The organism is Stenotrophomonas sp. YJH_SMC_16 (assembly GCF_059367875.1).
Map to the genome: position 1 here is coordinate 322,766 of NZ_JCAFRH010000005.1, position 18,344 is coordinate 341,109.

Sequence of the window (18,344 nt, forward strand, 5' to 3'; positions counted from 1 at the left end):
ACCGCCCCCTGATTCGCCGAGAAGCGCAGGGTACCGTCGCGTAGCGACGGCTCGCGCCCCGGCGGCGTGTTTCTTTGGTTACTTTCTTTGCACGAGCAAAGAAAGTGACACCTCTCCGCAGGCGCGGAAACGATACGCCGGGCATGGCCCGGCGCCACCAATGCGTCGGCGCACAAACAAAAACGCCCGGCGCGCGGCCAGGCGTTCCTGCACTACCTTGAAAGCAGAAGCTTACGCCACCGTCGAAGCCCGCAGCGCGGCGATGCGCTCTTCCAGCGGCGGGTGGCTCATGAACAGCTTCTTCGCCGTCGAACCGGCAATACCGAACGCCGCGATCTGGGTCGGCAGCGTGCTCTGGCCGTGGTTGAGCTGCAGGCGCTCCAGCGCGGCGATCATCTTCTGGCGGCCGGCCAGCGAGGCACCACCCGCATCGGCGCGGAACTCGCGGTGGCGCGAGAACCACATCGCGATCATCGTGGCGAACAGGCCGAACACCATCTCCAGCACGAACACGATGATGTAGTAGGCGAAGCCGCGGCCGCCACCTTCGCGGTTGCCCGACAGCGCGCTGTCGATGATGCCGCCGACCACGCGCGCCAGCACGATCACGAAGGTGTTCAGCACACCCTGCAGCAGCGCCATGGTGATCATGTCACCGTTGGCGACGTGGGCGATCTCGTGGCCCAACACCGCTTCGGCTTCATCTTCGCTCATGTTGTGCAGCAGGCCGGTGGACACCGCGACAAGCGCGTTGTTGCGGTTGGCGCCGGTGGCGAAGGCGTTGATCTCCGGGCCTTCATACACCGCCACCTCCGGCATGCCGATGCCGGCCGCCTTGGCCTGACGCTCGACCGTGGCCAGCAGCCAGCGCTCGGTCTGGTTGCGCGGCTCGGTGATCACCACCGCACCGGTGGAGCGCTTGGCCATCCACTTGGACAGCAGCAGCGAGATGAAGGAGCCACCGAAACCGAAGATGCCGGCCATGATCAGCAGGCCGCTCATCTTGCTGGGGTCGGTTCCCGTCAGCGACATCACGATGCTGGCGAGGATCAGGACCGCGAAATTGGTCGCCAGGAACAGGGCAATGCGGGTAAACATGGGAAAATCCGGCTCGGAAGGGGTCGATACCGGTCAATTTGCGGTGTGGTCAGCTTGAATTCAAGCGCCAACCTGACCGACGATTCAGCCTGCATGACCGCCAATGTTCCCTGCGGCCGCTTCGCGCCCTCGCCGACCGGCCTGCTCCACCCCGGATCCCTGCTCGCCGCCTTCGGCAGCTGGCTGCTCGCGCGCCATCACGGCGGCCTGTGGCGGCTGCGCATCGAAGACGTCGACCCGCCGCGCACCGTGCCCGGTGCCGCCGAGTCACAACTGCAGGCACTGACGGCGTTCGGGCTGGTCCACGATGGCCCGATCTTCTGGCAGAGCGCGCGCGGCGAGGCCTACCAGGCTGCGCTGGACGTACTGCTCGCCAGCGACCAGGCCTTTGTCTGCCACTGCAGCCGCGGCGACCTGGCCGCCAGCGGCGGCATCCACCATCACTGCGTCGCCCGGCAACCGCGACCGGACCCCGCCGTCCGTTTCCGCGTGCCACCGGGCAGCATCGTGCACTTCGACGATGGCCTGCGCGGCCCGCAGCAGCAGGACGTGCATGCCGAGGTCGGCGACTTCGTGCTGCGCCGCGCCGATGGCTGCTGGGCCTACCAGCTGGCGGTGGTGGTCGATGACGCCGCGCAGGGGGTGACCGAAGTGGTGCGCGGTGCCGACCTGCTCGACTCCACGGCACGGCAGATCCTGCTGCAGCAGGCCTTGGGACTGGCGGTACCGCGCTACTGGCACCTGCCGCTGCTGCTCGATGCCCCGGGCCACAAGCTGTCCAAGTCGCTGGCGGCGCTGCCGGTGGACAGTTCGCGCCCGCTGCGCGTGCTGCGCCAGCTCTGGCAACTGCTCGGCCAAGCACCTGAAGCGCTGGAACCTGCGCACGATCTGGACACGCTGCTGGCGGCCGCTCGGAATGCCTTCGACCCAGCGCGGCTGCCACGTACCGACATCCTGCTGCCAGCCGGCGCACTTTCCGCGCCGATGTTGCAGAATCACCCTTCCCCCACCTGATACCCGGACAGCACTCCATGACATCTCGCGTCGCACTGGTCACCGGCGGAACCGGCGGCATCGGTACCGCCATCTGCCAACGCCTGGCCGACCAGGGCCACCGGGTCGCCACCAACTACCGCGACGAGGCCAAGGCCCGCGCCTGGCAGCAGGCGATGACCGAACGCGGCTACAGCGTGTCGATCTTCCCGGGCGATGTCTCCGATCCGGGCAGCGCCGAAGCGCTGGTGCGGGCGGTCGAAGCCGCGCTGGGCCCGGTCGAGATCCTGGTCAACAACGCCGGCATCACCCGCGATACCACGTTCCATCGCATGCGCGCGGACCAGTGGCACGATGTGATCAATACCAACCTCAATTCGGTGTTCAACGTCACCCGTCCGGTCATCGAGGGCATGCGCCGCCGCGGCTGGGGCCGGGTCATCCAGATCAGCTCGATCAACGGCCTGAAGGGCCAGTACGGCCAGGCCAACTACGCGGCGGCCAAGGCCGGCATGCACGGTTTCACCATCTCGCTGGCGCGCGAGAACGCCGGCTTCGGCATTACCGTCAACACCATTTCGCCCGGCTACGTCGCCACCGACATGGTGATGGCGGTTCCGGAGGAAGTGCGCGCCAAGATCATCGCCGATATCCCCACCGGACGCCTCGGCAAGCCGGAGGAAATCGCCTACGGCGTCTCGTTCCTGGTTGCCGACGAAGCCTCGTGGATCACCGGTAGCAACCTGGACATCAACGGCGGCCACCATATGGGTTGGTAAGCCGCGCAGGGGACCCTCGCGGCGATCGCCGCCGGGCCCCTGCCAAGAGTCATGCTGCGCAGCACGCAAACCCTTGTTGCGCAACATGATCGCCGCCGAAAGCCAAGCCTGGCGGGGGCTGAGGCGGTTGCAACGGCTGCTGCACTGCGCCATGCTGCGCGTCTACTGTGACGAGTACCGCTTCATGGCTGCGACCCGCATCATCAAGAAGTATCCGAACCGCCGTCTCTACGACACCGAGATCTCCAGCTACATCACCATCGAGGACGTGCGCCAGCTGATCCTGGACGGTGAAGACTTCGAAGTCCGCGACGCCAAGAGCGGCGACGACCTCACGCGATCGGTCCTGCTGCAGATCATTGCCGACCAGGAACAGGACGGCGAACCGATGCTGTCCACCCAGCTGCTGAGCCAGCTGATCCGCTTCTACGGCGATTCCCTGCAGGGCTTCATGGGCAATTACCTGGAGCGCAGCATGCAGGTCTTCCTCGACCAGCAGCAGCAGTTCCGCCAGCAGATGGGCAACCTGCTGGGGCAGACCCCATGGGCGATGATGAACCAGCTGACCGAGCGCAACCTGGAGCTGTGGCAGGAATTCCAGCGCAACATGGGCACGGGCTTCGGCGGCCCGCGCCCGGGCGGCACCGGAACGGGAACCGGCGCAGGTACCGGCAACAAGCCGAACGAACCGGGCACCGGCACCGGCGGCAAGACCCGCCGCTGAGCTGCAGCAACGGTTGATAAGAAAAACGGCGCGCCCCCTGGCGCGCCGTTTTGCTTGAATCGCGTCAGCGATACATCAGCGTTTCGCCTTGCACGCCGTGCATACACGCTCGACCTTGTAACCCTTCGCCTTCAGCTTCTCGACCACGCCGTCGTTGCCCAGCAGGTGCAGCGTGCCCACCACCACCAGCGTGCCGCCCTGCCCGGCCTGCAGGTACGGCAGCAGCTTCGGCACCCAGGCGTCATTGCGGCCGGTATTGATGCGCTGGTAAAGCTGTGGATACTGCTGGCGCATTTCCGCCGCCATCCTGGTCCACAACAGGCGCTCGTCACCCCGGCGCCAGGCATCATGCAGCTGGCGTGCCTGCTCGTCGGCCTTGCCAGCCTGGTCCAGCGCTTCGGCCAGCATCTGCCGCTGTTCCTGCAGCGTCATTCCGTCGAGCATGCCGATCTGGGTGTCGATGTCTTCAAGCCCCTCGGTCTTGCGGCCGGTCTTCTGCGCCCGCTCCATGAAGTGGCGGTCCAGGCCCAGTGCCGGGTCCAGGCCCAGCTTCTGCATCTGCCCGACCGAAATGCTCAGGCCGACAAACCACGGCTTCATGCCCTGCATCTGCGCCAGCGGCAGCTTGTTCTCGGCAGCGAACACCTCCAGCTTCTGCCAGGTCGCAGCATCCAGGTCACGCTTGAGCTCGCTGCCATCGGTGCGGACCGCTGCCTGCACCATGCGGCTGGCCAGCTGTGGCGACTGCATGTCTTCCGGCGACAGTTCGAACACGACCCGCTGCGAGGCCTCGAACGCCTGTTCGACATCGGGCGACAACGGGTAGTCCTGCGGCTTCAGCAGGTGGAAGGAACCGAGCAGGTAGAGGCGCGAGTCGCCCGGCCCAGTCACTTTCCACAGCAACGGCACCGGCGGCTTGGCCACCGCTGCGCCAGCGATGTCGGCTTGCGCGGTACGCGCTGCAACCAGCGGTGCCAGCGCACAGGCCACCAGTACAACGGCGGTACGCAACAGGGATCTGATCGGCATATCAGCCTTCTCCTTCAGGCAGGTGGTAAGCCTTCTCGCCCGCTTCCACGCGCAGGTCCAGCCGGTTTTCCGGCGGCGCCAACGGGCAGGTCGCGTAGGCGGTGAACGCACACGGCGGGTTGTAGGCATGGTTGAAATCGATGCGTACCGTGCCATCGGCTGCCGGCGCATCGGTATCCAGGTAACGCCCGGCCGGATAGCTGCCGCGGCCACTGGTGCGGTCGGCAAAGATCAGGAACAGCGGTTGACCGGGCGCACCAATCGCCTCCAGCCGCCAACTGCGGCCATCACGCTGGAACTCGACCGCGCCTGCGTTGGGCATCTCGGTGGTCAGGCCAGTGATATCGACGATCGGCAGGGTTTTGCCCGGCGAGTGCGCGATGAAGCGCGCCTGCACCTGCCAGTCAGGACCACCCGGCCAGTACTCCAGTCCTGCAAAATCTCGGCGTGCCGGCGCATCGGCATGCTTGACCCGCAGCGCATCGCGCGGGCCGCGGCGGATGATGCTGAGCTGCCCCTTGCCACCATCGAAGGCCAGCAGCGTCGGCTGCGGATCCTTGTCGGTGTCGACACGGATGCGGCCGCGCACCGGCTGCCCGTCATGGCTGACGTCAACGCCGGCCTCAGGTGTGAACCACCATTGGCTGCCTTCGCGGCGCAGCAGGCCCAGCTTGTCCGGCCCAACCGCCAGGCGGATGCCATTGGTCGCGCCGCTGCCGACGAAGTGCGATTTGTTCTGCAGCCAGTGCAGGCCGACCAGCGCTGTCCAACCGTCCGGCCGGGTCAGATCCTGGTAGCGCGCTACCCGCCACTGCTGCTGCGTGGCCGCGTAGGCCGGATCTTCAGTGACCTTCGGCGCCGGCGGTGTCGCCGGGCTGCAGGCAACCAATACCAGAGCGGCCAGCAGGCCGCCCACTCCCCGATAACGCATCGATGCTCCCCTCAACGTCCGCGCAGGAACCAGCGGTCGATCTCCGCCAGCGAAAAACGGGCCCAGGTCGGTCGGCCGTGGTTGCACTGGCCAGACCGCTCGGTGATTTCCATGTCACGCAGCAGCGCGTTCATCTCCGGCACGGTCAGGCGCCGGTTGGCGCGCACCGCACCATGGCACGCCATGGTCGACAGCAGTTCATCGCGCGCACTGGCCACGCGCCGGCTCTGGCCGTGTTCGCGCAGGTCGGTCAGCACGTCGCGCAGCAGCCCTTCCGGTTCGGCATGCGCCAACAGCGCTGGAATGCTGCGCACATGCAGGGATCCGGGGCCGGCGCGGGTCACCTCGAAGCCGAGCGCCGCCAGTGTGTCGGCTTCGCTTTCGGCAGTGTCGGCCTCACGCTCGCCCACTGCCAGCGTGATCGGCACCAGCAGCGGCTGCGACTGCAGGCCGATACCGTCGTGCGCGTTCTTCAGGCGCTCGTAACCGATGCGCTCGTGCGCGGCATGCATATCGACCACGATCAAGCCTTCTGCATTCTCGGCCAGGATGTAGATGCCATGCAGCTGCGCGATCGCGTAGCCCAGCGGCGGCACGCCTGCGTCGGCACTGGTGACCGGCAGTCCGTTCTCGGTCGGCATTGGCGGCAGCGCAGCACCGCGCTCGGCGCCGGCTGGTGCGGCATACAGCGCGGCATAGGCAGCCGGAGCATCGGCCACCTGCAGCCCCAGCGGTTGCTGCGGGCGCCAGCCAGAGAATCCACCACCGCCGCCACTCGAACCGGCACCCGGTGCGGCACCGCGGACCAGACCGAAACCGGAGGCGCCCGCACTGGAGACCATCGATGCCGCACCTGCATCCGCCGGATGCGCGGAGCCGGCACCGATGTCCTGCGCCGACATGCCGGCACGGGTATCGGCCAGCGCATCCTTCAGCGTGCGGTAGACAAAATCATGCACCAGCCGCGAATCACGGAAACGCACCTCGTGCTTGGCCGGGTGCACGTTGACATCAACGCGGGTCGGGTCGAGCTCAAGGAACAGCACATAGGCCGGCTGGCGGCCGTGGTACAGCACGTCGCCGTAAGCCATCTTCACCGCATGGGCGACGCTGCGGTCGCGCACCGAACGGCCGTTGACGTACAGGTACTGCTGGTCGGCGCTGGCGCGCGAATAATGCGGTTGCGCGATCCAGCCGTGCAGGCGCAGGCCGGCACCACTGTGGTCGACGCGCACGGCCTGGTTGGCGAAATCCTCGCCCAGCGTTTCAGCCAATCGCGCATCGGAATACAGATCGCCCGGCTTGTAGCGGCGCGAGGCCTTGCCGTTGTGCGACACGCGCAGCTCGACATCCGGCCGCGCCAGCGCCAGCGAACGCAGCCATTCTTCGATATGGCCCAGCTCGGTACGCTCGGCGCGCAGGAACTTGCGCCGCGCCGGTACGTTGTAGAACAGCTCGCGCACTTCTACCGTGGTGCCCGGCGCATGCGCGCGCGGGGTCACTTCGCCGATCTTGCCGCCTTCGATCTGCAGCGCCGAACCGTGTTCATCATGTGCGCGACGCGAGGAAAGGGTGAAACGGCTGACCGAGGCGATCGACGGCAGCGCTTCACCCCGGAAGCCGAGCGTGGCCACCGATTCGAGGTCGTCCAGATCGGCGATCTTGCTGGTGGCATGGCGCGATACCGCCAGCGGCAGCTGTTCCGGTGCGATGCCACTGCCGTTGTCGCGGATGCGGATCAGGCGTACACCGCCCTCTTCAAGATCGATATCAACGCGGCTGGCACCGGCGTCGATCGCGTTCTCGACCAGCTCCTTGACTACCGACGCGGGACGTTCGACCACTTCGCCGGCGGCGATCTGGTTGATGAGGATCTCCGGCAACGGCCGGATCGGGCGCGGATGGGTAGCAGACGTCATGCGGGGATGATAACGGAGCGGCCGAGGGTAGAGTCGAGCCATGCTCGACTGACGGGCTACCGGCAAGGCCCAGTCGAGCATGAATCATCCCGCGTGCCCAGCGGCAGGGTCCGCGCGCATGGCGTTGCGTTCATCAGAAGGGCGCCCATCGGTCATGGGGCGCGGCTCGACTCTACAGAAAGCAGTAACCCGCCTTCGGCGGGTTACTTGCTGCCGCCGGCCATGGTGCCGGCTGCGTCGATCTCGGCCTGGGCGCGGGCGGCATACAACGTGCCCGGTGGCGGCTGGCGGCTGAAGAAGGTGTGCACACCGTCCAGCACGGCACCGGCGATCTTGCGCTGGTAGGCCGGGTCGATCAGGCGGCGCTCTTCATCCGGGTTGGAGATGAACGCGGTTTCCACCAGCATCGCCGGCATGTCCGAGGTGCGCAGCACCGCGAAGTTGGCGCGCTCGATGTTCGGCTTGTGGTTGTTGCCGATCCGCTTCAGGCCGCCCAGCACGTGGCCGGCCGCGTCCTCGGACGCCTTCATGTAGCCGCTCTGGGCCAGATCCAGCAGCACGTTGGCAAGCGTGCCTTCGGTCTGCTGCAGGCGCACGCCACCGACCAGGTCGGCCGCGTTTTCCTTGTCCGCCAGCCAGCGGGCGCGCTGCGAAGAGGCGCCCTTGGTCGACAGCACGTATACCGACGAACCGGTGGCCGAACGGTTTTCGGCCGCGTCGGCATGGATCGAAATGAAGATGTCGGCCTTGTTCGCACGCGCCTTCTGCGCGCGCATCGGCAGCGGGATGAACACGTCGCTGTCGCGGGTCAGGTACGCCTTCAGGCCCGGCGTCGCATTGACCTGGCGGGCAAGCTCACGCGCCACCGCCAGGGTGACATCCTTTTCGCGCTTGCCGGTCGGGCCGATCGCGCCCGGATCCTGGCCGCCGTGACCCGGATCGATGGCCACCACCAGATGACGCATGCCAGCCTGCATGCGGATGCGCGACGCATCGCTGGGCATGGCCGGACGCGGCGGTTCCACTGGCGTCGGTGCCGGTGCAGGCACCGTAGCCGGCGGCGTGGTCACCACCGCTGCGGTGCGCTGTCCAGCCAGGATCGCGGCCGGCGACGAAGAAGGCGAGCTGCTGGCCACGGTACCGGCCGCCGCGACCTGGGCCGGTGCAGTGGACGGCGCCGGGGTGGGCGTGGCCGGCGCGGCGGCAGTGGCACTGGCCTGCTGGCGAACCTGGGCAGTCAGCAGCGCGGTGGCACGCGCAGCATCGGAACGCGACTGCGCGCTCTCCGCCGGCGTCGGCGTCGGTGGAGGCGTGTTGACCGGTGCCTGTGGCTGCACCGCCGGCGTCACTGCAGGACGGCTGGCGGCCACGGCCGGGCCATCGCCCGGCCATTCGATCACCAGCTTGGATTCATTGCCCTCGCGCTGCATCTGTGGGCGGAACGGCGCCACCGATTCAGCAAGGTCGAAAACGACACGGAAGGTGCCCGGCACCGGCTGTCCGGTACGCACCGCCGTAACCACGCCCTGCGCAGCCGGCATCTTCAGGTTGCGTATGGCGCTGGAGTCGGGGAAATCGACCACCAGGCGGTTCGGACCGGCCAGAGAAAGCGTCTTGTAGCCGCCACTGCCGACCAGCGAGATTTCGGCACGGGTGCCGGTAGCGCCGGTATTCAGCAGGACCTGGCGGACTTCACCGGCCCACGCACTGACGCTCGCCAGACTCAGTCCGACGGCGGCACAGATAGCGATGAGACGGTTCCCCGGGCGCATGGCTCAGGATTCAATCACCGCGCTGAACGGAATGCAACACCTTTTTCCTTAATAATCCGTAACCTGCCGGTCTTTGTTCTCGTCAGCCGACAGAAATGGCCTGCAAGTCGCCCCCCTTGGGAAGCCGCTTCAGCCATTCATGTCCGACGTCGCTTACTCCAGTGAGACGCGCGCGACGCCCCTGCCCCTCGATCTCCAGCGCCACCACCAGGTCGGTCGGCGGTAGCGCGCCGGCGCCGCGTTCCGGCCATTCCACCAGCCACAGCACCGCGCTGCCCTCGTCCAGGCCGAGGAAATCCAGCTCACCGGCCTGGCCGATGCGGTACAGGTCCAAGTGCCACGCCTCACCGCCACTGGCCAGCGGATAGCGCTCGACCAGGGTGTAGGTGGGGCTGCGGATAGCGCCCTGCACGCCCAGCGCGCGCAGCAGTGCGCGGGCGGTGGTGGATTTGCCGGCGCCCAGCTCGCCGCGCAGTTCGACCAGCGCCTGCGGCGGCCGGGTGGCCGCCAGCCATTGCCCGAGCAGTTCAGTGGCATCGCTGTCGGCAAGGAAGAAATCGATCATCGAGAGAGTTCCGGGTTGGCCAGTCGCCGCAACGGCGACAGCAGATCAGTAGGAAGCAGGCCGCGCGCGCCATCGGCGGCCGCGGCGTCGCCCGCGAGCGCATGCAGCAGTGCACCAGCGGCGGCAGCGTCGAAGGCGGCCAGCCCCTGCGCGCGCAGGCTGGCAATGATGCCGGTGAGCAGGTCGCCCATGCCTCCCACGGCCATGCCGGGATTGCCTGCACCGATCAGCCGTGGCGCCTGCCCGGGGGCCGTCACGATGCTGCCTGCGCCCTTCAGCACCACCACGGCGTGGAAGCGTTCGGCCAACGCCTGCGCACAGCGGTAGCGATCAGCCTCGATGTCAGCGGTACTGCAGCCGAGCAGGCGCGCGGCCTCGCCCGGATGTGGCGTAAGGATGGCGTCCGGTAGCGCGCGCGGATCCTGCGCCAGCAGGTTCAGCGCATCGGCGTCGACCACCAGCGGTTTGGCGCTGGCCAGCACCCGCGCAAACAGTGCAAGCGCCCATTCGTCCTGGCCCAGACCGGGGCCAATCGCGACCACCCTGGCCTTGTCCAGCAGCGCCGGCAGCACATCGCCGTCTTCCAGCGCATGGGTCATCGCCTCCGGCAGGCGCGCCAGCAACGGACCGACGTGATCGCGGCGGGTACCCAGGCTCAGCAATCCCGCGCCCGCACGCAAAGCGGCCTCGGCCGCCATGGCGATGGCGCCGCCGCTGCCATGGTTGCCGCCGACGCACAGCACGTGCCCGGATTCGCCCTTGTGGGTGTTGGCGCGGCGCGGCGGCAGCAGTGCCGGCAAGCGGGCCTGGGTCCAGTGCTCCGCGGCGGGTGACACGCCCTGCCGTGCGGCCGCGGGCAGCTGCAGCGGCGCCAGCGCCTTCTGGCCGCAATGATCCAGCGCGTCGCCGGTATACAGCCCGCGATGCGGCACGATGAACTGCAGGGTCAAAGCGGCCTTCACGGCCACGCCCGGTACGGCACCGCGATCGGCATCGACGCCACTGGGGACGTCCAGCGCCAATACCGGTACCGCCTGCGCGTTGAGCGCGACAATCAGCGCCTGCGCCACGCCTTCCGGCGCGCGATCGAAGCCCAGACCGAACAGGGCATCGACCCAGATATCAGCCTCGGGCAGCGCGCCGTCGAAATCGGTGATGGTGCCGCCGCCGGACTTGAATTCCGATGCCGCACGCTGTGCCAGCACGGTTGACGGTGACTTCCCCGGCAAGGCGATCACCATCACCTCACGCCCGGCCTGCAGCGCGTGGCGGGCCAGCACATGGCCATCGCCACCGTTGTTGCCCGCTCCGACCACCACGCCGATCCGCCGCGCCTGCGGCCAGTGCTGCAGCAGGCACTGCCAGGCAGCCTGGCCGGCCTGCGCCATCAGGCCCCAGCCGCCCTCGGCAGCCAGTGCCGAGGCCTGCGCATCAAGCGCACGCGCGGCAGCAGAATCGAACAGATCGGCGAGGTTGGCCATGCAGGGATTTTATACTGGTGCACATGTCCCCTGCCCCCACCCCTGTCGATCCGGCCCAGGCCGTGCAGCGCATCCGCGAACTGGCCCGTGCGCATGGCTTCCAGCGCTGCGGCATCGCCGGCATCGAGCTGGGCGAGGATGAAGCGCACCTGGCCGACTGGCTGGGCCAGGGCCTGTACGGCACGATGGACTGGATGGCGCGCCACGGCACCCTGCGCGCGCGCCCGGCGGAGCTGCTGCCCGGCACCGTACGGGTGATCTCGGTAGGCATGGACTACAGCCACAAGGACGACACCGAAGCCTGGGCGACCCTGGCCGACCCGGGACGTGCCTACGTGGCCCGCTACGCGCTGGGCCGCGACTACCACAAGCTGATGCGCAACCGCCTGCAGAAGCTGGCCACGCAGATCAACGATGAAGTGGCACCGCTGGGCTACCGCGTGTTCGTCGATTCGGCCCCCGTGCTGGAACGCGCACTGGCGCGCAATGCCGGTCTCGGCTGGATCGGCAAGCACACCTGCCTGATCGACCGTCATGGCGGCTCATGGTTCTTCATCGGCGAGATCTACATCGATATCCCGCTGCCGATCGATGCTCCGGCCACTGCACATTGCGGTACCTGCACGCGCTGCATCGATGTCTGCCCGACCCAGGCCATCACCGGCCCGCAGCGCCTGGATGCGCGGCGCTGTATCTCCTACCTGACCATCGAGCACAACGGTGCCATCCCCGAAGACATGCGGCCGTTGATCGGAAACCGCATCTACGGCTGTGACGACTGCCAGCTGGTGTGCCCCTGGAACAAGTTCGCCAAGCGCACCGACGAAGCCGACTTCCGCGCACGCAACAACCTCGATACCGCGCGGCTGGACCAGCTGTTCGCCTGGGATGAAGCCGAGTTCCTGCGCCGCACCGAAGGCAGCCCGATCCGGCGCAGCGGCCATGAGCGCTGGCTGCGCAACATCGCCGTGGCGCTGGGCAATGCCCCCTCTTCGGTCGAAGCGCTCGCTGCACTGCAGACCCGCATCGACGATCCCTCGCCGCTGGTGCGTGAACACGTGCAGTGGGGACTGGGCCAGCACACGGCGCGCTGACGTGCGATCCTGAGCACCCGCTCCACCCGCAGCACGCCGTTCCCATGCAGCCACGCAACAACGACATCCTCACCCCCAGCCAGCTCAACACCCTGGCCCGCGACCTGCTGGAAGGCAGCTTCCCGGCGATCTGGGTCGAGGCCGAGCTGGGCAGCGTGGCCCGCCCTTCCTCCGGGCACCTGTATTTCACCCTGAAGGACGCACGCGCGCAGCTGCGCGCGGCGATGTTCCGGATGAAGGCGCAGTACCTGAAGTTCGTGCCGCGCGAAGGCATGCGCGTGCTGGTGCGTGGCAAGGTGACCCTGTATGACGCTCGTGGCGAGTACCAGATGGTGCTGGACCACATGGAGGAAGCCGGCGAAGGCGCATTGCGCCGCGCCTTCGAAGAGCTGAAGGCACGCCTGGAGGCCGAGGGCCTGTTCGACCCGGCGCGCAAGCGGCCGCTGCCCGCGCACGTGCAGCGCCTGGCAGTGATCACCTCGCCTACCGGCGCCGCCGTGCGCGACGTGCTGAGCGTGCTGGCCCGCCGCTTCCCGCTGCTGGAAGTGGACTTGCTGCCGACCCTGGTGCAGGGCAGCAGCGCCGCTGCACAGATCACCCGCCTGCTGCAGGCCGCCGATGCCAGTGGTCGCTACGACGTGATCCTGCTGACCCGCGGCGGCGGTTCACTGGAAGACCTGTGGGCCTTCAACGATGAAGCACTGGCCCGTGCGATCGCCGCCAGCCGCACCCCGGTGGTGTCGGCGGTGGGCCACGAAACCGACTTCAGCTTGAGCGACTTCGCCGCCGACCTGCGCGCGCCGACACCGTCGGTGGCCGCCGAACTGCTGGTGCCGGACCAGCGCGAACTGGCGCTGCGCCTGCGCCGCACGGCGGCACGCATGGTACAGCTGCAGCGGCACACGATGCAGCAGGCGATGCAGCGTGCCGACCGTGCGCTGCTGCGCCTCAACGCGCAGAGCCCGCAGGCCAGGCTGGATCTGCTGCGTCGCCGCCAGCTGGACCTGGGCCGGCGCCTGCATGCCGCGTTCAATCAGCAGCAGGAACGCCGTGCCGCACGCCTGCGCCATGCAGCGGCGGTGTTGCGCGGGCACCATCCGCAGCGCCAGCTCGACGCGATGCAGCGCCGCCTCGCCGCCCTGCGTGGGCGTCCGCAGGCTGCAATGCAGCGCCTGCTGGAACGCGATGCACTGCACCTGCGCGGGCTGGCGCGTTCGCTGGAAGCGGTCAGCCCGCTGGCGACCGTGGCTCGCGGCTACAGCATCCTCACCCGCAGCGACGACGGCACTCTGGTGCGGAAGGTCGATCAGGTGCAGCCTGGCGATGCGCTGCAGGCGCGCGTCGGCGACGGCGTGATCGACGTGCAGGTCAAGTAGAGGGTTGTTCGGCAGGGCTGCGCCCTGCACCCACAGAGGCTTCAAGCCAAGGCAACGTCAACGTCAAAAGCAGGCATTCCGTGGGATGGCGGGGCGATGTCGGAGTGCGGGGACGCCGCAAGTACGTCCTTGTAGGCTTGGCAGCCGCATCCATGCGGCTGACACCCCGCACTCCGACACCGCCCCACCTCTGACAGATTCCGGTGGCTGTTGGTAGGTGTCGACCTTGGTCGACACGGTAGATCCACGCATGTGTGGATGAATCTCCATCGGAATCGAATATTTCGAATCGAGATCGAAAAGCATCCGCGCATGGCGTGGATCTACAGCAGGTCGCAGAAATCTGTCGAAGGCGGGGTGGGTCCGGTTGCGGGAGTGTCCGCGGCATGGATGCCGCGGCCAAGCCCCCATGGACGGGTTTACGGCGTCTCCCGCAACCGGACCCACCCCGCCATCCCACGGATAGCCAGCCTTTGCTTCGGCGGTTGCTGTTGCTCTGGCTTCGGCAGGTGCAGGGCTGCAAGCCCTGCCGAACACCCTCTACTTTGCCTGCTCGCAGAACTTCTGCCGGTACTCGAGTGCCTTCGGCATCAGCGCCTGCAGGTTCTGGATGCGGGTGCCCGGGTTCGGGTGGGTCGAGGAAAACTCCGGTGGTGACTGGCCACCACTGGCCTGGCCCATGCGCTGCCACAGCGGCACCGCCTCGCGTGGGTCGAAGCACGCCGCCGCCGCCAGCATCAGGCCCACTTCGTCGGCCTGTGTCTCGTGGCTGCGTGCATACGGCAACAGGTAACCGTAGCCCATCGCTGACATCATCATCTGTTGCTGCTGCGCATCCATGCCGCTGGCGGCGCCGGCCACCTGCCCGATCTGGGTCAGCTTCTGCTGGGCCATGCGCTGTGCACCATGGCGCAGCAGCGCATGCGCGATCTCGTGGCCCATCACCACCGCCATCGCATCGCGGGTGCGCGCCACCGGCACCAGCCCGGTGTAGACCGCCATCTTGCCGCCCGGCAGGCAGAACGCATTGGCCTGGTCGGACGGAATCACGTTCACTTCCCACTGGAAATCCCGCGCGAAGTGCGCCGGCTGCACGCCATGCTCCTGGGCCAGCGCGGTCTCCACCACATCGACCTTGGCGATCAGGCGCTGGGCGATGTCACGCACATCACGCGCGATCGGTGCATTGGGGTCCATCGGCCGTTCCTGCGACAGGATCTGCTGGTAGGCCTGCAGCCCCAAAGCAGTCTCCTGGCGCGCGTCCAGGCTGCTGTCGATCATCACCTTCTCGCCGGTATAGGGATCCACCGTGCGGTTGGAAAACCAGTAGAAGACCGCGTAGCCGGCGGCCAGCAGCAGCACCCACCAGCGGATGTTGCCGAACAGGCCGCGGCGCTGCGGGCCTTGTGGCGGGCGGGAAAAGGGATCGTTGCGCATCGGGTCGGCTTCCAGCAGGCCCCGCCGGCCGGCGGGCACGGCGCAATCTTAGTGCGCCGATGCCAGCAACGGGTGAAGCCGGCTGCCGATCAGATACCGCGTACCAGGCGGAAGCCGATGCGCGCGTTGGTGGTATCCGAGTCCTGGGATTGCCGCCAGGCGGCGCGGGTCTGCTCCGGCGCATTGGCCCAGTTGCCCCCCCGGATCACCCGTGCGCGACAGCCCGGGTTGAACCAGGCGGCGCCATCGGAGGGCGCGCGCCGGTAGCTGGCATGCCAGCAATCGGCCACCCATTCGCTGAGATTGCCGCCCATATCGTGCAGGCCGAAGGCATTGGCCTGGAAACTCCCTACCGGTGCCGGCCCCCACCAGCCATCGCCATACCCGATGAAGGCGTTGTGCCAATGCCGCCCGGACGGCGACACATCCTTGCTGCCGGTGAAATTGCCGCTGCCCGGCGGCGGCGTGCCCGCATCGCCCCAGGGGTAGCGACCACTGTTGCCGCCGCGCAGCGCGTACTCGAACTCTGCTTCACTGGGCAACCGGTAGCTGCGCCCGGTCTGCTCGGACAACCACGCCGCATAGTTTTCGGCATCGCGGATGCTGACGTGCATCACCGGCGAATTGGCCATCGCGCGGCCACCGTCGTAATCCGAGCGCCAGTCCACGCCGCTGCGGCGGATGAAATTGCCGCTGCGTTCGTCATAGACCACCGAATGGCCACGCCGCGTCGCCCGGGGGCGCGCGTTGGTCGCCTTCACGTAGCGCTGGAAATCGCTGACCGTGACCTCGGTGATCGCCATCGCGAAGCCTCGATCAAAGCGCACATAGTGCGATGGTCGCTCAGCATCGCTCGAACCCGGTTCGGCATCACCGGCGCCCATCTGGAAACCGCCATGCGGCACCACCACCATCTGCGGACCGCGTCCGCCATCACGCATGGCGTCGCTGAACACCTGTCCCGGGCGGAAGCTGCCGTAGTGGGTGGCCAGGTCGATGCGCTCACGCAGCTGGGCCACCACCGCGTCTCCCGGCAGGGCGATGCGCAGGGCCTCGGCCAGTTTCTCGCGTGCCGGCTTCAGGCCCTGCGGCGTGGACAGGTCGCGCAGGCCGTCATCGCGCAACTGCAGCAATGCCGCCGCACGGATCTGCTCGATGCGCTCGAACGCGTCGGCAATGGTCGGCGACGAGTCGCGCACCTTGCTGGCTTCGGCCAGCCAGGTGCCCGCGCTGGCGAAATCGCGCGTGCGAGCAGCGTCCTCGGCACGACGGATCAACCCGCTTTCGGCCGCGGCCAGTCCCTGCCGTGCACGGCTGTTGTTCTCGTCCAGTGCCAGCGCCTCGCGGAAGTTGCCGATGGCGCCATCCCCGTCCTCGCCGATCCGGTCCGCGCGCAGGTCCTCTTCACCGGCGCGGTTGTAAGCGACCACCCGCTGGGCAAGCTCCACCCGACCCTGCAGTGCGCGTACCTTCTCGTCCTTGGGCGCCAGGGTCAGCAGCACCAGCGCCTGGCGGCTGGCCTCGGCCAGCGCCTCGCGCTGCTTCAGCGGCCGCACCAGCAACGCATCCGCCTGCTGCTGCAGGCGCTGGCGGGCACGCTGCAGGCCCTGGCGGGCCTGGCGGTCATCCGGGTCCTCTTCCTGTACTGCCAGCCACAGCGGAATGGCGGCATCGGCATCCTCATACAGCCGGCCCTCAGTGAAGGCCTGCCCGGCCGCGCGGCGCAACTGGGCCAGGCTGCGGCCCTGGCGGTCCACCCGCGGCGGCGTCCACTGCTGTACATCCTCGGCGGCATCCTCACCGGCGATGGTCACGCTGCCCTGCCCGGCCTGCGGGCGCTCGTCGCTGTCTGCGTTCGCGGACGGGCGCGCCTCCTCCCCGGCACTCCGGTCCACTGCCGTGGGGGGCGACGGCGTGCAGCCTGCCAGGGCCATGGCCAGGGCGGTGCACAGCGCGGACGACAACGGAAAACGCAAGCGGAGCCTCCTTCGGCACGGACGCGCACCGACGTTAGGCTATTCTCCCCTGCCTGAGCAAACCCGAGTAGTAGGCCCTGAACCGTGGCAACCTGGATCACCACCCCCGCCGAGCTGGATGCGTACTTCCAGCAGCGCCCGACCCGCATCGGCCTGGACACCGAATTCATCCGTGAACGCACCTTCTGGCCGCAGCTGGCCCTGGTGCAGATGGCGGTCGGGCAGGACATCCTGCTGATCGACCCGCTGATTCCCGGCATGACCGAGGCGCTGGCACCGTGGCTGGCCGATGAATCCATCATCAAGGTGATGCACAGCGCCAGCGAAGACCTGGTCGCCTTCAAGTGGGCGTGCGGCGTGCTGCCGCGACCACTGTTCGACACCCAGATCGGTGCCGCGCTGGCCGGCATCGGCGGCGGCATGGGCTACCAGAAGCTGGTGGCGGAAATCACCGGCGTCGCCCTGGCCAAGGGCGAAACCCGTTCGGACTGGATGCGCCGCCCGCTTTCGGAGTCGCAGCTGCAGTACGCCGCCGACGATGTCGAGCACCTGTTCGCGCTGCATGACGCCATTGATGCCAAGCTGCAGGCGCTTGGCCGCCAGCAGTGGCTGCACGACGATGGCGAGCGCCTGCTGGCCAGCGTCGCCAACGATGAGGACCGCTGGCCGCATCTGGCGATGCGCTCGGCGCAGTTCCTCGACGCGGCCGCACAGCACCGCCTGCTGCGCCTGCTGCGCTGGCGTGATGTGCAGGCACGCAACAGCGACCGCCCGCGAAGCTGGATCCTGGACAACGAACTGGCCGCCACCCTGGCGCGCACGCCACCGGCCGACGAGACTGCGCTGGGCAAGCTGTTCGAGCAGTTCCCGAAGGCACCGCGCAAGCTGGCAGGCGCGGTCTGGCAGGCACTGTCCACGCCGCTGGCCGATGAGGCCGAGGCACCGCTGGCACTGCCCACCAACGACAGCAACAAGCAGGTAGTGAAGAAGCTGCAGGACGCGGTGGCCGAACGCAGCCGCGAGCTGGGCCTGCCGGATGGCGTGCTGGCATCGCGCAAGCATCTGGAAAGCTATCTGGAACGCCGCCAATGGCCAGCCGCACTGGCCGGCTGGCGCCAGCAGGAACTGGAGTCGCGGCTGCAGGCGCTGCTGCCGGCGAACTAGCAACCC

15 protein-coding genes are annotated in these 18,344 nt (G+C 68.0%); 6 read left to right on the forward strand and 9 right to left on the reverse strand.

Annotated elements, in window-relative coordinates:
- Positions 1–231: 231 nt before the first annotated feature.
- On the reverse strand, positions 232–1,098 hold the full coding sequence (gene htpX, locus AC5P6E_RS13530) for a protease HtpX (protein ID WP_019336842.1): 867 nt from the start codon (positions 1,096–1,098) through the stop codon (positions 232–234).
- A gap of 93 nt (positions 1,099–1,191) precedes the next feature.
- Between htpX and gluQRS the strand changes: the two genes are divergently transcribed.
- The 3 genes from gluQRS (at position 1,192) to phaR (ending at position 3,594) form a co-directional block, all read left to right on the forward strand.
- On the forward strand, positions 1,192–2,112 hold the full coding sequence (gluQRS, locus tag AC5P6E_RS13535) for a tRNA glutamyl-Q(34) synthetase GluQRS (protein ID WP_329834941.1): 921 nt from the start codon (positions 1,192–1,194) through the stop codon (positions 2,110–2,112).
- Between the two features lie 17 nt (positions 2,113–2,129).
- A complete protein-coding gene (gene phbB, locus AC5P6E_RS13540; RefSeq protein WP_010486596.1) occupies positions 2,130–2,870 on the forward strand; it encodes an acetoacetyl-CoA reductase in 741 nt (246 codons plus the stop codon).
- A gap of 184 nt (positions 2,871–3,054) precedes the next feature.
- Positions 3,055–3,594 carry a polyhydroxyalkanoate synthesis repressor PhaR gene (phaR, locus tag AC5P6E_RS13545; protein WP_032130258.1) on the forward strand — a complete coding sequence of 180 codons (540 nt, stop codon included), beginning with the start codon at positions 3,055–3,057 and terminating at the stop codon, positions 3,592–3,594.
- 75 nt (positions 3,595–3,669) lie between these two features.
- Here the strand turns inward: phaR and AC5P6E_RS13550 are convergent, their stop codons facing one another.
- The 6 genes from AC5P6E_RS13550 to AC5P6E_RS13575 form a co-directional block, all read right to left on the reverse strand.
- Positions 3,670–4,623 carry a TraB/GumN family protein gene (locus AC5P6E_RS13550; RefSeq protein ID WP_312662994.1) on the reverse strand — a complete coding sequence of 318 codons (954 nt, stop codon included), beginning with the start codon at positions 4,621–4,623 and terminating at the stop codon, positions 3,670–3,672.
- Position 4,624: 1 nt separating this feature from the next.
- Positions 4,625–5,554: a DUF1684 domain-containing protein gene (locus AC5P6E_RS13555; RefSeq protein ID WP_043400900.1), complete on the reverse strand. Its 930-nt coding sequence runs from the start codon at positions 5,552–5,554 to the stop codon at positions 4,625–4,627.
- Positions 5,555–5,565: 11 nt separating this feature from the next.
- Positions 5,566–7,473 (reverse strand): DNA mismatch repair endonuclease MutL, encoded by a 1,908-nt coding sequence (mutL, locus tag AC5P6E_RS13560; protein ID WP_019336846.1) that lies wholly within the window; start codon positions 7,471–7,473, stop codon positions 5,566–5,568.
- Between the two features lie 203 nt (positions 7,474–7,676).
- Positions 7,677–9,245 carry an N-acetylmuramoyl-L-alanine amidase gene (locus AC5P6E_RS13565; protein ID WP_311068650.1) on the reverse strand — a complete coding sequence of 523 codons (1,569 nt, stop codon included), beginning with the start codon at positions 9,243–9,245 and terminating at the stop codon, positions 7,677–7,679.
- Between the two features lie 82 nt (positions 9,246–9,327).
- Positions 9,328–9,810, reverse strand: a complete 483-nt coding sequence (tsaE, locus tag AC5P6E_RS13570; protein ID WP_312662941.1) for a tRNA (adenosine(37)-N6)-threonylcarbamoyltransferase complex ATPase subunit type 1 TsaE — start codon at positions 9,808–9,810, stop codon at positions 9,328–9,330.
- Positions 9,807–11,291: an NAD(P)H-hydrate dehydratase gene (locus AC5P6E_RS13575; protein WP_312662942.1), complete on the reverse strand. Its 1,485-nt coding sequence runs from the start codon at positions 11,289–11,291 to the stop codon at positions 9,807–9,809. The genes tsaE and AC5P6E_RS13575 overlap by 4 nt, the downstream gene beginning before the upstream one ends.
- Before the next feature lie 23 nt (positions 11,292–11,314).
- On the opposite strand from AC5P6E_RS13575, the gene queG reads away from it, so the two are divergent.
- Both queG and xseA read left to right on the forward strand, forming a co-directional pair.
- Entirely contained in the window at positions 11,315–12,385 is a 1,071-nt protein-coding gene (gene queG / locus AC5P6E_RS13580) for a tRNA epoxyqueuosine(34) reductase QueG (protein ID WP_227200080.1), read from the forward strand.
- A gap of 44 nt (positions 12,386–12,429) precedes the next feature.
- Positions 12,430–13,761, forward strand: a complete 1,332-nt coding sequence (gene xseA, locus AC5P6E_RS13585) for an exodeoxyribonuclease VII large subunit (protein ID WP_057503873.1) — start codon at positions 12,430–12,432, stop codon at positions 13,759–13,761.
- A gap of 540 nt (positions 13,762–14,301) precedes the next feature.
- Here the strand turns inward: xseA and AC5P6E_RS13590 are convergent.
- Together AC5P6E_RS13590 and AC5P6E_RS13595 are read right to left on the reverse strand one after the other, a co-directional pair.
- A complete protein-coding gene (locus AC5P6E_RS13590; RefSeq protein WP_057504369.1) occupies positions 14,302–15,198 on the reverse strand; it encodes a M48 family metallopeptidase in 897 nt (298 codons plus the stop codon).
- An 89-nt stretch (positions 15,199–15,287) separates the two neighbouring features.
- Positions 15,288–17,174: a formylglycine-generating enzyme family protein gene (locus AC5P6E_RS13595; protein ID WP_049409147.1), complete on the reverse strand. Its 1,887-nt coding sequence runs from the start codon at positions 17,172–17,174 to the stop codon at positions 15,288–15,290.
- Between the two features lie 84 nt (positions 17,175–17,258).
- Between AC5P6E_RS13595 and rnd the strand changes: the two genes are divergently transcribed.
- Positions 17,259–18,338 carry a ribonuclease D gene (gene rnd, locus AC5P6E_RS13600; RefSeq protein ID WP_329834932.1) on the forward strand — a complete coding sequence of 360 codons (1,080 nt, stop codon included), beginning with the start codon at positions 17,259–17,261 and terminating at the stop codon, positions 18,336–18,338.
- Positions 18,339–18,344: the final 6 nt, after the last annotated feature.

What these genes read in the sequence shown, in the direction of transcription:
- htpX (WP_019336842.1), bottom strand. Translation starts at nt 1,098, where the DNA reads ATGTTTACCCGCATTGCCCTGTTCCTGGCGACCAATTTCGCGGTCCTG.
- gluQRS (WP_329834941.1), top strand. Translation starts at nt 1,192, where the DNA reads ATGACCGCCAATGTTCCCTGCGGCCGCTTCGCGCCCTCGCCGACCGGC.
- phbB (WP_010486596.1), top strand. Translation starts at nt 2,130, where the DNA reads ATGACATCTCGCGTCGCACTGGTCACCGGCGGAACCGGCGGCATCGGT.
- phaR (WP_032130258.1), top strand. Translation starts at nt 3,055, where the DNA reads ATGGCTGCGACCCGCATCATCAAGAAGTATCCGAACCGCCGTCTCTAC.
- AC5P6E_RS13550 (WP_312662994.1), bottom strand. Translation starts at nt 4,623, where the DNA reads ATGCCGATCAGATCCCTGTTGCGTACCGCCGTTGTACTGGTGGCCTGT.
- AC5P6E_RS13555 (WP_043400900.1), bottom strand. Translation starts at nt 5,554, where the DNA reads ATGCGTTATCGGGGAGTGGGCGGCCTGCTGGCCGCTCTGGTATTGGTT.
- mutL (WP_019336846.1), bottom strand. Translation starts at nt 7,473, where the DNA reads ATGACGTCTGCTACCCATCCGCGCCCGATCCGGCCGTTGCCGGAGATC.
- AC5P6E_RS13565 (WP_311068650.1), bottom strand. Translation starts at nt 9,245, where the DNA reads ATGCGCCCGGGGAACCGTCTCATCGCTATCTGTGCCGCCGTCGGACTG.
- tsaE (WP_312662941.1), bottom strand. Translation starts at nt 9,810, where the DNA reads ATGATCGATTTCTTCCTTGCCGACAGCGATGCCACTGAACTGCTCGGG.
- AC5P6E_RS13575 (WP_312662942.1), bottom strand. Translation starts at nt 11,291, where the DNA reads ATGGCCAACCTCGCCGATCTGTTCGATTCTGCTGCCGCGCGTGCGCTT.
- queG (WP_227200080.1), top strand. Translation starts at nt 11,315, where the DNA reads ATGTCCCCTGCCCCCACCCCTGTCGATCCGGCCCAGGCCGTGCAGCGC.
- xseA (WP_057503873.1), top strand. Translation starts at nt 12,430, where the DNA reads ATGCAGCCACGCAACAACGACATCCTCACCCCCAGCCAGCTCAACACC.
- AC5P6E_RS13590 (WP_057504369.1), bottom strand. Translation starts at nt 15,198, where the DNA reads ATGCGCAACGATCCCTTTTCCCGCCCGCCACAAGGCCCGCAGCGCCGC.